This is a genomic window from Rhizobium sp. CG5 (assembly GCF_023701945.1).
Taxonomy (GTDB): domain Bacteria; phylum Pseudomonadota; class Alphaproteobacteria; order Rhizobiales; family Rhizobiaceae; genus Allorhizobium.
This window is the reverse complement of sequence record NZ_JABAEF010000004.1, coordinates 81185-93870: the sequence shown is the minus strand read 5'-3', so window position 1 is coordinate 93870 and position 12686 is coordinate 81185. Positions and strand designations below refer to the sequence as shown.

The following is a 12686-nucleotide window of genomic DNA, read 5'->3' as shown; positions in this document are numbered from 1 at the left end:
TCTTCCGGGCCTTGACAGATGATACCATCCGCTTCTCCACCACCCGGAACTGGCAAGCGTCATAGGCTCTCGCGAAATGCGGCGCTATTGTGGATTTCCACATTCCTGCCATAGGTGTCTGTGAACGGAGTTTCAGAGGAAACGTCGACCGTTTCTTCGAATTTGCGAGGGAGGCGCAAATCCAGTCGTGACCATCAACGTGCAAGGTCCTGAACGTCCGGAGCCGATGGCCGGCGGTGCGCGCCGGTATGACCTTCTCCAGGTCATACCGCTGGTGGCGATCGTCGTGCTGACAGCGATGATCACCGTGCTGCTCTGGGTTCTCGACCGCAATGAGGGCGAACGCATCCGCACCACGATGATTTCCGATGCGCTGTGGGTCGAGCAGACCTTGCGCTTCCAGCTGTCGATCGACGAGGATGCGGTTGCCCGGCTGGCGCTCGACCACGGCCATCATCAGATCAGCCTGCAGCAGTTGAAGGACCGGGCTCGCATCCATCTGCAGAACAATCCGGAAGTGCTGCGCATCGCGGTCTTCGACGCCTCGGGCGAGGCGGTGTTTTCCGTACCGGAAAGCGTGGAGGCGATGTCGGCCGCCCCTCAACCCGCGACCGGAGCGCGGCCCCAGACAACCACAGCCCGGCCGATCTATGGCCCACTCTACGAGGCCGGCGGCGACCTTCGCGCCGACATTTCCATGGCGATGGACGACGGCGGCGGACGGATCTCAGCCACCGTCTCGATCAAGTCGCTCATTGCCCGGCAGATCCCCTGGTGGATCACCGAAAAATATGCGGTTCAGCTTGTCGATCTCGACAACAGGGTGCTGACCGAAAAGGCGCGCGTCGAGCCCGCCGGGGCTGACCTTACCCACAAGATCAGCTTTGACCCGCCGCTGGCCGGAGCCTGGCTGGCGATCTCGCCCTATCGCGTCAGCGGCAATTTCTCCAACAACCTGCTGATCTCGGCCATCCTCGGCCTGGCGCTATTCGCCGTGTTCTCGCTCGTCGTGCTCTATGGCAATACGCTGAAACGCCGATCGGCCGAAATGCGCCTGCGCTCCGAAATGGCGTTCCGGCGGGCGATGGAGGAAAGCCTCACCGTCGGCCTCAGGGCGCGCGACCACGACGGCACGATCCTCTATGTCAACAATGCCTTTTGCCAGATGACCGGGTTTACCTCCGAGGAGCTGACCGGACATCGCCCGCCGATGCCCTATTGGCGGGAAGACCGGATCAACGAGACGCTGGCCCGCCACGATGCCCTGAAGCGCGGTGGCCTCCGGATCCAGAGTTTCGAGACCTGCTTCCGCCGCAAGGACGGGCAGGAACTGGAGGTGCAGGTCTTCGAGGCGCCGCTGATCGACGCGAATGGCCAGCATCGCGGCTGGATGGGGTCGATCATCGACATATCGGACCAGAAGAAGGCCGCCGAACTGGCCAGGGTGCAGGCCGAAAACCTGCAGCGCACCGGCCGGCTGGTGACGCTGGGCGAAATGGCCTCTTCCCTGGCCCATGAGTTGAACCAGCCGCTGGCGGCCGTTGCCAGCTATGCGGCAGGATCGCTCAATCTGCTGCGCTCGCCCGACACGCCTAAGGAAGCGGTGATCCCGGCCATCGAGAAGCTGTCGCTGCAGACGGCGCGGGCTGGACAGATCATCCGGCGCATCCAGGACTTCGTGCGCAAGCGCGATCCGAATTTCGAGGATATTTGCCTTGCCTCGGTCATCGACGATACGGCCTCCTTCCTGCAGGCGGACGCCCGCAACCACAATGCCGTCATCACTATCGTCGCGCAGAAGGGCCTGTCGCCGGTTCGCGCCGACCGCATTCTCATGGAACAGGTGATGATCAACCTGATGCGCAACGGCATGGAGGCCATGGCCGGCCTTTCGACGCGACGCATCAAGCTCGAGGTGGAGCTGAGCGAAAGTGGGGCAAACCAGGTGATCGAAATCCGCGACCGTGGTCCCGGCATCGCGCCGACGGTCGCCGGCCGGCTGTTCGAGCCCTTCGTCACCAGCAAGGCCGACGGCATGGGCATGGGGCTCAATATATGCCGCACCATCATCGAACTGCATCACGGTCGGCTGACCCATCGACCCAATCCTGGCGGCGGTACGATTTTCTCCATCCTGCTGCCCGTGCCGGTAGAACAGGAGGCAGCCGCGCAATGACCAATTCCCTGCCCTTCCTGAAAGATGCCGTCGTCTATCTGGTCGACGACGATCCGGCCATCCGCGATTCGCTTACCTTCCTGTTCATGTCCCGGCAGATGCGGGCCGTGTCCTTTGAGAGCGGCGAAGACCTGCTCGCCGCTCTGCCGCTGGACGGTTTCGGCTGCATCATTCTGGACATGCGCATGGGCGGCCTGTCTGGCCTGGAAACCTTTAGCCGGCTTAAAGAAGCCGGCAGCAAGGCACCGGTCATTTTCCTGACCGGACATGGCGACGTGCCGGTCGCGGTGGAGGCGCTGAAGACCGGGGCTGCGGATTTCATCGAGAAACCGTTCAACGACAATCTGCTGGTCGACACGGTTGTCGACTGCCTGAAGAGCCATTTCGGGCTGATGTCGGAAGATCGCGAGCGGGCGATCTTTGAGAGCCGGCTGCAACTGCTGTCGACCCGCGAGGTGGATGTGCTGCGTCTGCTGATGGAAGGGCTGCTCAACAAGCAGATTGCCGATGCGCTGTCGATCTCGATGCGCACGGTCGAGGTGCATCGCGCCCGCGTGCTGTCGAAGATGCAGGCCCGCAACGCGGTCGAGCTGGCGGCCACGCTTGCCTCGCACGGCATCGAACTGCCGGGCTGAGCGAGCACTTCGTAATCAGCGGACCGGCAGGGGCGACACGGCGAAATGGTCGGGGGCAAGGCCGGCGCGTTCCCGTTCGACCATGATTTCGAATGCCTGTTCCAAATGGCGCGTGAAGCGCGTCGTGTCGAACAGCGGGCAGGTGTCACGCCCGGCGCGCAGCTTTTCGCGGACTGCTCGAAGACGCGGGGCATCCTCGATGAGAGAAACGCAGAGCTCGACATAGGACCTTGGATCGGCGGCGACCAGTTCCGGGATACCGGCAGCGTTGAGAAGGCTCTCGGTCACACGCGATGCGAAATGGCTGCCCTTGTAGGTGGGCACCGGCAGGCCTGCCCAGAGCTGGTCCGACGTGGTCGTATGGCCGTTATAGGGAAAGGTGTCCAGGCCGATATCGGCCGCCGGGAGACGGGCAATGTGCTCGGCATAGTCGGCGCGGTCGGCAAAGATCACCCGTTCGCGGGCGATGCCTTCTTCGGATATCCATTTCAGGAAATTGTCGCGGGCAAAACGATCGGAGCACAGGATCCACAGCAGGCTTGCCGGCGTCCTACGCAGGATCTCGGCCCAAAGGCTCGCCGTCTGCGGCGTGATCTTGCGCGTCACGTTGAAGGCGGCCAGGATCGGGCGATCCTCGGGAAGGCCGAGTGCCGCGCGGGTGGCTGCCTGTGGGCGCGGCCGATGGATATTGTCGTTGGCCTGGTAGCTGTCTGGCAGAAGGCAGAATTTCTCGTGATAGAACGGTCGGCTCTCCGTCGGCAGAACGATCCGGTCGCCGATGACATAATCGCAGTCGATGCCTGTGCCGGAACCGGGATAGCCGAGATAGGCGACCTGGATGGGCGCCCCGCCGATATTGATGACGCCGATGCGCGCGCCTTTCGTGTGGCCCTTCAGGTCGACCAGGATGTCGATCCCGCGGCTGCGAATCAGCTGTGCCGCCGCCATGTCCGAGAGATGACCGATCTGCACGAGATTGGGATAGGTTTGCCGAAGGCCGCGATCGTTCCTGATCATCTCCTCGTTCGTATTGCAGAACAGGGTCACGTCGAACCTCTGCCGATCGTGGCCAAAGATCACGCTCTGGAATAGGCGCATGGTGGCGTGCTGATCGCTGAAATCCGACGAGAGATAGCCGATACGGATCTTATTGTCGAAAGCGTGGGGAAATGTCCGCCGGGCCTGCTTGGTGTCTGCGGTATAGGCGCTGGCATTGTGCACATAGGTCATGCGCGCGTTGAGGCTTTCGTCCGCACACCAGGAAATATTGTTGAAGGGTTGCTCGACCGAAAAATACCGCTCGTCGCCGGCCCGCAGCAGATCGAGGAACCGCTGGTTCTCCATGAGCGTCTCATCGAGGCAAAGTGACTTGTGCAGGCAGCGCCGGAAGGATGCTTCGGCTTCACGATCGAATTCCACCGACTTTGCCGCCTGTCTTGCCGCGGTGAGCGCCGCCAGCGATTCGTCCAGTTGCTGCAACAGTTCTGCGGCAAGCGCCCGCAGCATGGCCTGCTTGGGGCCCGGCACTTCGGACGCCTTGAGATACCATTTCGCGGCCTCGGCATTCTGCTTGGTCTTGCTGTAGCATTGCGCCGCCAGCAGCATCATCTCCAGCACAGGCGTCGATGCCTTCTTCAGCATCGGCAGCAAGGCGGCCAAGGCGTCGTCATAACGCCCGGCCCTGTAGCTCAGAAGCACTTTGTCGATGGGTCTTGCCATACAGGTCGTCGTCCTGAAACACATGAATTGAAGGCCATTTCTCCCTCGTTAGACGGAGAGACTGGTTCAGGGCTGGATAAATCAGGACCATCACGCAAGCTCGGGTCAACCGCGCCGCGCTATCACATGCGACGACGTCCTCTCGGCAAGCCGGAACTCCATGACGCAACTGTCCATTTTCATGCCCAGCAACCGCAGTTTCAAAGCCTCGCGCAGCGCCATCGAAAGTGCGCTTCGCTATGCGGAAAAAGCCGATTGCCGGTTCATCTTGTCGGACAATTCCGGCGACCCGGAAAAGCGCCGGCAGTTTGAGCATTGCTCGGCGCGGATGACCTATGTGGTTCCGCCGAACGACGATGCCCTGCTCAATCATATGACGGCCCTGGCGCAGGTCGAGACACCGTTCCTGATGCCGATGGGCGACGATGACGAGATCTACCTGCTGGACGGAGAGCCGCGAACCGATCTTGCGGAACTTGCCCCCGACGTGATTGCACTGCGTCCGCGAACCCATATCTGGACAGTCGAGAAGGGCGTCCTCCAGACGGAGCGCTTCGCCATCCTGTCCGCGGATGCCGGGGATCGGCTGCTGGAATATAACGATAAGACCCAGGGCAACAATTCGATCTATTACAGCCTTTACCGGACCGAACCGTTTCGCGATCTCTCCCGACTGTTCGTCGACCATCATCCGACGCGGGGCGGCTACTGCGACTGGTCCCTTTCCTTTGCGCTGATTGCCTCCGGCCGGGTGCTCTACGATCCCGCCACGCTCTATCGCTACGATCTGGGGCGCTGGGCCAAAGGACAGAGCCTGACCGATACCAAGGCATTGCTGTATCGACAGGTCGGCCTTCGCGACGAAGCCGAACACTACGCCGCTCTGCTCCGTTACATTGATGTCGACTGTTTCCTGGAAGCCAATTTCCTGCCGCTCACCCCGGCCATGCGGCAGAGCGCAAAGGCGATGAATGCCCGGATCGCCCTTGGCACGTTCCTGCGCAAGGTCATGGCCGAGCCGCAGAGATACGATGCCGACGTGCCGGGGATTGCCGAGGCCATCGGCCGAACGACGGATCTGTCGGCTGTCTTCGCGCAATGCCTGCCGCTGGTCGATCGCCTGTCGCCGGGGCTCGGCGACCGATATGTCCGGTTCCGCCGGGCCGCTTCCAACTAACCGTTCGTCAGGCGGAAACCTCGACCCAGCGCTGCTCTGTAAAGGAGCGGGCCATAGCATGGACGCTGCGCTCGATGCGCAGGCCCTGCTCGAAATCGATCAGGTGCGCTCTGTCGCCGGCGATCGCGCCGATCAGTTCGCGGCACTCGATGATCTTCAGGTCGTTGAAACCCAGGCCATGGCCGGGCGCCGGGATGAAGCGGTCATAGGGCCTGTGCGCGGGGGCGGCCAGCACCCTGGCAAAACCCTGCTCGCTGCCGGCCTCGCCGGTGCGATAAATCTCGAATTCGTTCATCCGCTCCTGGTCGAACAGGATGGAGCCGGCCGCGCCGAAGATCTGCAGGGCGATGCGGCCCTTGCGGCCCCAGGCGGAGCGATTGGCCATCAGCACCGCCGATATGTTGCCCTCAAGCCGCAGCAGCACGCTGGCGATATCGTGGTTTTCAACCTCTCGCGTGCCGCCGTCCTTCAACGGGCGGGTCGCATAGGGTTTGCCCATATCCGCAACCACCGCCTCGACATGGCCGAACAGCGTGAACAGCAGCGACAGGGGATGCACGGCGAAATCGTCGAGGGCGCCATAGCCGGAAGACGCCTCGCTCTTCCAGTAGAACAGCGCCGAAGGATCGGCCATAAAATCCTCGTCCATCTCGACGCGGACGTGATTGACCGCGCCGATCGCGCCGTCATCGATCAGCTGCTTCATGCGGCGGATCATCGGGTTCTGGATATAGTTGTAGCCCATGGCCGCCACCTTGCCGGAGCCTGCGGCAGCGTCGCGCATGACGACCGCATCGGCGAGTGCCGGCGCCATCGGCTTTTCGCACCAGACATGCTTGCCGGCTTCGAGAGCGGCAATGGCCATCTCGGCATGAAAGGCATTGGGCGTGGTCACGGAGATCACATCGATAGCCGGATTCTCCAGCAGGTCCTGCCAGTGACCCGTCGATGTCGAGAAGCCAAGCTCCTGCGCTTTCGTCGCCGCCAGATCGGCATTGACCTCGGCCAGCGTGATCAACCGCGGCCGCTCCACATCACCGAAGACGCTTGAGACCGAATTCCATGCCAGCGCATGGCACTTGCCCATATAACCGGTGCCGATCAGCCCGATGCCCAAACCTGCCATGAACCCCTCCCAGAGTCATTCTATCTTAAATTGCGTCCCGGACCGCTATCGGCCTTAGGGATTGTCGCGTTTGAAAATCCAGTCGTGATCTGGATGGTTCTGGAACCGCCATTTGCGCAAAGGACCGGCCATGACGTTCAGGTAATACATGTCATAGCCATAGGGCGCACCGCAGGGATGATGGCCCTTGGGCACCAGCACGACATCGCCGCTCGACACCGCCATGGTCTCATCCAGCGATCCGTCTTCGGTAAAGACACGCTGGAAACCGAAACCCTGATCCGGGTTGAGGCGGTGATAATAGCTTTCCTCGAGATAGGTCATGTCGGGAAAGTTATCCTCGTCATGACGATGGGGCGGATAGGACGACCAATTGCCGGATGGCGTGAACACTTCGGTCACCAGCAGGCTGTCGGCGACGTCGCGCTCTTCCATGGCAATCGGGAAAATGTAGCGCGTATTGGCGCCCTTGCCGCGCTCGGTGAGCGTGATGCCGGCCGGCCCGATGATCGCAGCTTCACGACCGGGCATGGCCGGTGCGGTGCAGACGGCCAGCGTGCAGTCGGTGGTGGCGGTTGCCGTCCAGTCGGCACCGGCGGGGATATAGACGCAATGCGGCGGCTTGCGCTCGAAGACGTTCATGCGATCGCCGAGTTCGCCGAAGCGCTTGTCCCCACCTGAAAGCTCGGCCTTGCCCTCGACCAGCACGAGGATGACCTCGGTCTCGCCGGTTGCTTCCGCTGCCGTTTCACCGGCTTTCAACTTGTAAAGACCAAAGCCGACATAACCCCAGCCGGCGCTTTGCGGCGTGATGTCGTGCACCTTGCCGCTTGTAGCCGTCGGTTTCCTCAACAGATCCGTCATTCGTCTGCGCCTCCCGTCGTATCGTCCTGCTTCGGCCGCGACACCACGAAGAAGTGCAGGCCGCAGTAAAGGGCGGCGGCCAGGAACACGAAGCCCCAGCCGATCGCGCCGTTCATGAACTCGACCCCCGCCCAGGCCAAAGTGGCCACGACGATAACGATGCGGCGCCAGAGCGGCCGCAGGAAGGGGTGGTCCGGATCGAAGAATTTCATGGTCCTGTCTTGTCCAGTCCTGCGGCGCGCGCCATCGCCTTGAGGGATTTCAGGCCGAGACTCTGATAGTCGAACGGATTGCGCACATCCGGGTCCTGCTCGGCCTCGATCACCAGCCAACCCTGGTAACCTTGTTCGGCGGCAACTTTAAGCACGGACGGAAAATCGACGCCACCCTCGGTATCGCCGGGCACGGTAAAGACGCCGCGGCGCACGCCCTCAAGAAAGGACAGGCCTTCGCTGCGAACTTCAGCGGCAATCGCCGGGCGGATGTTCTTGGCATGGATATGGCCGACGCGGCCCATGTGGTTGCGGGCGGCGCGTTCCGGATTGCCGCCACCGAACAGGCAATGGCCGGTGTCGAGCAGCAGTTTTGCGTGCGGTCCCGTATGGGCCATCAATTTGTCGATCTCGTCTTCGCTCTCGACCACCGTGCCCATGTGGTGGTGATAGACGAGCGAGATGCCCTGCGACGCGGAGAATTCGGCCAGGGCCTCGACGCCGGCACCGAAGCTTGCCCATTGGTCATCGGCGAGGCGCGGCCGGTCGTTGACGGCCCTATCGTCATTGCCGTGGATGGCATTGGAGGTTTCGCAGACGATGATGACCTTGCAGCCCATGGCCTTCAGAAGGTCGAGCGCCGGCTGCATGGCGGCCTTTTCGGCCTCGATCGACTGGGTCAGCAGGTTGAGCGAATGCCAGCCGGAGACGAACCGCAGGCCACGGGGCTCGAGCACGGCCTTGAGACCGGCGGGATCGGTCGGAAACTTGTGGCCCTTCTCGATGCCGTCGAAGCCGATCCGGGCGGTTTCGTCCAGGCATTGCTCAAGGCTGATATGGGCGCCGAGCGTGCGGTCGTCGTCATTGGACCAGGCAATGGGGTTTGTGCCGTAGAGGATCATGCTAGCGTCTTTCCTTGCGTGCCGCCTCGTAGCGCGTACGGGCTTCGTTGACTTGGGCGCGGGCCGAGACCTCCGGCACCGGGACATCCCACCAGTGGCCACCGGCATCGGGAACCGGATAGGGATCGGTATCGATGACCACGACGGTGGTAGCGGTGGCCTCGCGGGCCGCCTCCAACGCCTTTTCAAGCTCGGCGATCGAGCCGACTTTCACGGCATTGGCGCCCATCGACGCGGCATGGGCGGCAAAGTCGATCGGCGGCGGGCTATCGAGATTGGTATGGGCGTAGAGATTGTTGAACTCGGCACCGCCGGTTGCCATCTGCAGCCGGTTGATGCAGCCGTAGCCGCGATTGTCGGTGATGACGACGGTGATCTTCAGACCCATGGCGACGGATGTCGCCAGTTCCGAGTTCATCATCATGTAGGAGCCATCGCCGACCATGACGATCACGTCGCGATGCGGTTCCGCCATCTTGATGCCAAGGCCGCCGGCGATCTCGTAGCCCATGCAGGAGAAACCGTATTCCATGTGATAGGAGAGCGGCAGCTTGGCCTTCCACAGCTGGTGCAATTCGCCGGGCATGGTGCCGGCCGCGCACATGACGACGGTGTTGTCGCGCGAGGCGCGTTGCACCGCGCCAATGACCTGCATGTCGGTCGGCAGGCTGTTGCCATCCCCAGGCGGGGCGGTGACGGCATCGGCCTTCTCGAACCAGCCCGCCTTGAGGCTGGCGTCGGCAGCGGCAAACCGAAAATCGCCGAGTGCGGCGCTGATGAGTTCAAGGCCCACCTTGGCATCGCAGACCAGCGGGATCGCCTCATGCTTGGCGCTGTCATAGGCCTGGACATTGAGCGCCAGGATGCGGCGCTCGGGATTGCGGAACAGCGACCAGGAGCCGGTGGTGAAATCCTGGAACCGCGTGCCGACGCCGATCACCAGATCGGCGTTTTCGCAGACCGCATTGGCGCTCGACGCACCGGTCACGCCGACCGGGCCGAAATTGGCCTTGTGGTCCCAGGCGAGCGCCGATTTGCCGGCCTGGGTCTCGACAACAGGAATATCGTGTTTTTCGACAAAGGCTTTCAGCGTGTCGCAGGCGCCGGCGAAATGCACGCCGCCGCCGGCGACGATGACCGGATGTCTGGCAGCCTTCAGGGCCTCGACGGCCGCTGCCAGTTCGCGCTCATCGGGGCGGGGCTGGCGGCGATGCCAGATCTTTCTGGCAAAGAAGCTCTCGGGATAGTCGTAGGCCTCGGCCTGGACATCCTGGCAGAAGGCCAGCGTCACCGGGCCGCAATCAGCCGGATCAGTCAGGGTCCGCAAAGCCCGCGGCAGTGCGGTCAGCAGATGTTCGGGCCGCATGATGCGATCGAAATAGCGGCTGACGGGGCGGAAGCAGTCGTTGACCGTCATGGCGCCGTCGTTGAAATCCTCGAGCTGTTGCAGGACCGGATCCGGGCCGCGGTCGGCAAAGACGTCGCCGGGCACCAGCAGCACGGGCAAGCGATTGACATGGGCAAGCGCGGCCGCGGTGATCATATTGGCGGCACCCGGACCGATGGACGAGGTCACCGCCATGGCGCGCTTGCGGCCGAGCTGCTTGGTATAGGCGATCGCCGCATGGGCCATCGACTGTTCGTTCTGGCCGCGAAAGGTCTGGAATTCGTCCCGTACGCCGTAGAGCGCCTCGCCGATGCCGGCAACATTGCCGTGGCCGAAGATCGCCCACATGCCGGCGATGAAGGGTTCGCCCTCTTCGTTGAACTGGTTCATCAGATAGCGCATCATGGCCTGCGCGGCCGTCAATCGGACCGTTTTCATGCGTCTTTTCCTTGTGCGGCACCGGCGCGGGCACGATCCCAGACGGTGCATAGATCCTGATATTTGCGGGCCATGTCGGCGACAGCCTGATCGTCGGAGATGTCGCCTGACAGCCAGCGCCGAGCAGCCTCACCGAAAATGGTGCGACCGACCGCGAACCCCTTGACCAGATCGAAGCGGGCCGCCGTTGCAAAGCTCTCTTCCAGGTCGGCCGCCGGCGCATCGAGGCCTAGGACGACGATGCCGCGCGTATAGGGATCGTTCCTGGAAATCGCCGCACAGGCATTGGCCCAGGAGGCCTCGGTTTTCATCGGCTCGAGTTTCCACCAATCGGGATAGATGCCGATCTCGTAGAAACGCTCGATGATCTGCGCCACCGTGTCGTCGTCGGTCGGTCCCACCTTGGAGGGGATGACCTCCAACAGCATTTCCAGCCGATTGCGTCGGGCCGCCGCATAGAGCCGGCTCACGGTTGCTTCCTGGTCGGCCCGCATCGCGACGTCATCGTCCGGATGATAAAAACAGAGCACCTTGACGACATTGTCGACCGGCCATTCGCTGAGGCCGCCGAAATCCGGGCCAATCTCCGGCTCCAGCGCCAGCGGGCGCGAACCCGGCCATTCGACGGGACGGCCGATCCACAGGCCCGTGCCGGTTGCCTTGTAGAGCGTGTCGCGCCCCAGCCGGCCATCGCACAGGATGCCATAGCCGGGGCGATTGGCCGAGACCTGGAGGGTCGCTTTCAGGCAGAGGCTCTTGAACCGGTCGATGCGGCCGAGATCGGCGCCGGCCTCTTCGGCCATGGCTTCCAGCTGCATGCGGTGATCGAAGGCAAAGACCCGCATCTCGGGCCAGTCGCCGGTGCGGTTGGTCGACCAGTGCACCTGTTCCAGCGCCTTGTCCTTGCGCAGCGCCTTGTCGCGAATGCCGGTGCGGAAGAAATATTGCAGCTCCTCCCAGCTTGGATAGGCGGGTGTGCAGCCGTGGCGGGAGACGGCGAATGCGCCGCAGGCATTGGCGAATTTCAGGCTGGTCGGCCAGTCCTCACCCGTCAGCCAGCCCTTGAGCAGGCCGGACATGAATCCGTCGCCGGCACCCAGCACGTTGAAAACCTCGATGGGGAAACCCTGACCGGTCTGTCCATCATCGAGACTTGCCGGAATATCGCCCTCGAACACCACGGCGCCCATCGGGCCGCGCTTGCACACCAGCGTGGCGGCCGACACGCCGCGCACCGCTTTCAGCGCCTCGATGGTATTGGTCGAACCGCCGGCAATATGGAATTCCTCTTCCGTTCCGACGATCAGATCGAACCGGTGCAGGGTCGATTGCAGCTTTGCCGTCACCTGCTGCGATTCGATGAAACGGCTTTCGCCATCGCCATGGCCGGCCAGGCCCCAGAGGTTGGGACGGTAGTCGATGTCGAGCGCGGTGCGGGCGCCGTTGGCACGGGCAAGCTTCAGCGCCTTCAGGACGGCGGCTTCGGTGCGGGGATGGGACAGATGGGTGCCGGTGACGCAGATGCAGCGGGCCTCCGCCACGAAATCCGGATCGATATCGTCTTCGCACAGCGCCATGTCGGCACAGTTTTCGCGGTAGAAGATCAGCGGAAACTGGCTCTGGTCGCGGATGCCGAGCAGCACCAAAGCGGTCAGACGCTCGTTGTCGGTGACCACGCCGCGCATATCGACGCCTTCGCGTACCAACTGCTCGCGGATGAAGCGGCCCATATGTTCGTTGCCGACCCGGGTGATGAGTGCCGATTTGAGGCCGAGCCGGGCCGTGCCGGCGGCGATATTGGTGGGCGAGCCGCCAATGTATTTGTTGAAGGAGGCCATATCCTCCAGACGCCCGCCTACCTGGGCCCCGTACAGGTCCACGGACGATCGGCCGATCGTGATCAGATCGAGTTGCGTCAAGATGTCCTCCCTGGCGGCGATAGCGTTTTTTACCCGCAATCCCCTTGTCACAAACGGCCCACCTCTCCCGCTGGCCGTTCTACACGTTCTGAATATGGACTATAAATTCTATTTTTATCTCTTTCAATACA

General features: G+C 62.6%; 10 protein-coding genes. 3 read left to right on the top strand and 7 right to left on the bottom strand.

Annotation, left to right across the window (positions count from 1 at the left end; all coding sequences use genetic code 11):
• The first annotated feature begins 187 nt into the window (after positions 1-187).
• Together HGO38_RS31120 and HGO38_RS08425 are read left to right on the top strand one after the other, a co-directional pair.
• On the top strand, positions 188-2176 hold the full coding sequence (locus HGO38_RS31120; protein ID WP_250955449.1) for a two-component system sensor histidine kinase NtrB: 1989 nt from the start codon (positions 188-190) through the stop codon (positions 2174-2176).
• Entirely contained in the window at positions 2173-2811 is a 639-nt protein-coding gene (locus HGO38_RS08425) for a response regulator transcription factor (RefSeq protein WP_250955448.1), read from the top strand. The genes HGO38_RS31120 and HGO38_RS08425 overlap by 4 nt, the downstream gene beginning before the upstream one ends.
• A 15-nt stretch (positions 2812-2826) precedes the next feature.
• Here the strand turns inward: HGO38_RS08425 and HGO38_RS08420 are convergent, their stop codons facing one another.
• Positions 2827-4530: an O-linked N-acetylglucosamine transferase, SPINDLY family protein gene (locus tag HGO38_RS08420; RefSeq protein WP_250955447.1), complete on the bottom strand. Its 1704-nt coding sequence runs from the start codon at positions 4528-4530 to the stop codon at positions 2827-2829.
• 160 nt (positions 4531-4690) lie between these two features.
• On the opposite strand from HGO38_RS08420, the gene HGO38_RS08415 reads away from it, so the two are divergent.
• On the top strand, positions 4691-5707 hold the full coding sequence (locus HGO38_RS08415; RefSeq protein WP_250955446.1) for a glycosyltransferase family protein: 1017 nt from the start codon (positions 4691-4693) through the stop codon (positions 5705-5707).
• Positions 5708-5714: 7 nt separating this feature from the next.
• Here HGO38_RS08415 and HGO38_RS08410 read toward each other — a convergent pair whose 3' ends face one another.
• The 6 genes from HGO38_RS08410 to HGO38_RS08385 are packed head-to-tail and all read right to left on the bottom strand — an operon-like array spanning position 5715 to position 12555.
• Positions 5715-6833, bottom strand: a complete 1119-nt coding sequence (locus HGO38_RS08410) for a Gfo/Idh/MocA family protein (protein ID WP_250955445.1) — start codon at positions 6831-6833, stop codon at positions 5715-5717.
• Positions 6834-6887: 54 nt separating this feature from the next.
• Complete coding sequence (gene iolB, locus HGO38_RS08405; RefSeq protein ID WP_250955444.1) at positions 6888-7697, bottom strand: 5-deoxy-glucuronate isomerase; 810 nt, start codon at positions 7695-7697, stop codon at positions 6888-6890.
• Entirely contained in the window at positions 7694-7909 is a 216-nt protein-coding gene (locus tag HGO38_RS08400) for a hypothetical protein (protein WP_250955443.1), read from the bottom strand. Before HGO38_RS08400 ends, iolB begins: the two co-directional genes overlap by 4 nt.
• Positions 7906-8811, bottom strand: coding sequence for a myo-inosose-2 dehydratase (iolE, locus tag HGO38_RS08395; protein ID WP_250955442.1), 906 nt, complete (start codon positions 8809-8811; stop codon positions 7906-7908). The genes HGO38_RS08400 and iolE overlap by 4 nt, the downstream gene beginning before the upstream one ends.
• A 1-nt stretch (position 8812) precedes the next feature.
• The gene (gene iolD, locus HGO38_RS08390) at positions 8813-10636 is read right to left on the bottom strand and encodes a 3D-(3,5/4)-trihydroxycyclohexane-1,2-dione acylhydrolase (decyclizing) (protein WP_250955441.1); all 1824 of its coding nucleotides are present in this window, start codon (positions 10634-10636) and stop codon (positions 8813-8815) included.
• Complete coding sequence (locus HGO38_RS08385; protein WP_284739356.1) at positions 10633-12555, bottom strand: bifunctional 5-dehydro-2-deoxygluconokinase/5-dehydro-2-deoxyphosphogluconate aldolase; 1923 nt, start codon at positions 12553-12555, stop codon at positions 10633-10635. Before HGO38_RS08385 ends, iolD begins: the two co-directional genes overlap by 4 nt.
• Positions 12556-12686: the final 131 nt, after the last annotated feature.

Bases quoted from the DNA above. Each gene is read 5' to 3' on its own strand.
- iolE (WP_250955442.1), bottom strand. From the start codon at position 8,811: ATGATCCTCTACGGCACAAACCCCATTGCCTGGTCCAATGACGACGAC.
- iolD (WP_250955441.1), bottom strand. From the start codon at position 10,636: ATGAAAACGGTCCGATTGACGGCCGCGCAGGCCATGATGCGCTATCTG.
- iolB (WP_250955444.1), bottom strand. From the start codon at position 7,697: ATGACGGATCTGTTGAGGAAACCGACGGCTACAAGCGGCAAGGTGCAC.
- HGO38_RS08410 (WP_250955445.1), bottom strand. From the start codon at position 6,833: ATGGCAGGTTTGGGCATCGGGCTGATCGGCACCGGTTATATGGGCAAG.
- HGO38_RS08415 (WP_250955446.1), top strand. From the start codon at position 4,691: ATGACGCAACTGTCCATTTTCATGCCCAGCAACCGCAGTTTCAAAGCC.
- HGO38_RS08400 (WP_250955443.1), bottom strand. From the start codon at position 7,909: ATGAAATTCTTCGATCCGGACCACCCCTTCCTGCGGCCGCTCTGGCGC.
- HGO38_RS08425 (WP_250955448.1), top strand. From the start codon at position 2,173: ATGACCAATTCCCTGCCCTTCCTGAAAGATGCCGTCGTCTATCTGGTC.
- HGO38_RS08420 (WP_250955447.1), bottom strand. From the start codon at position 4,530: ATGGCAAGACCCATCGACAAAGTGCTTCTGAGCTACAGGGCCGGGCGT.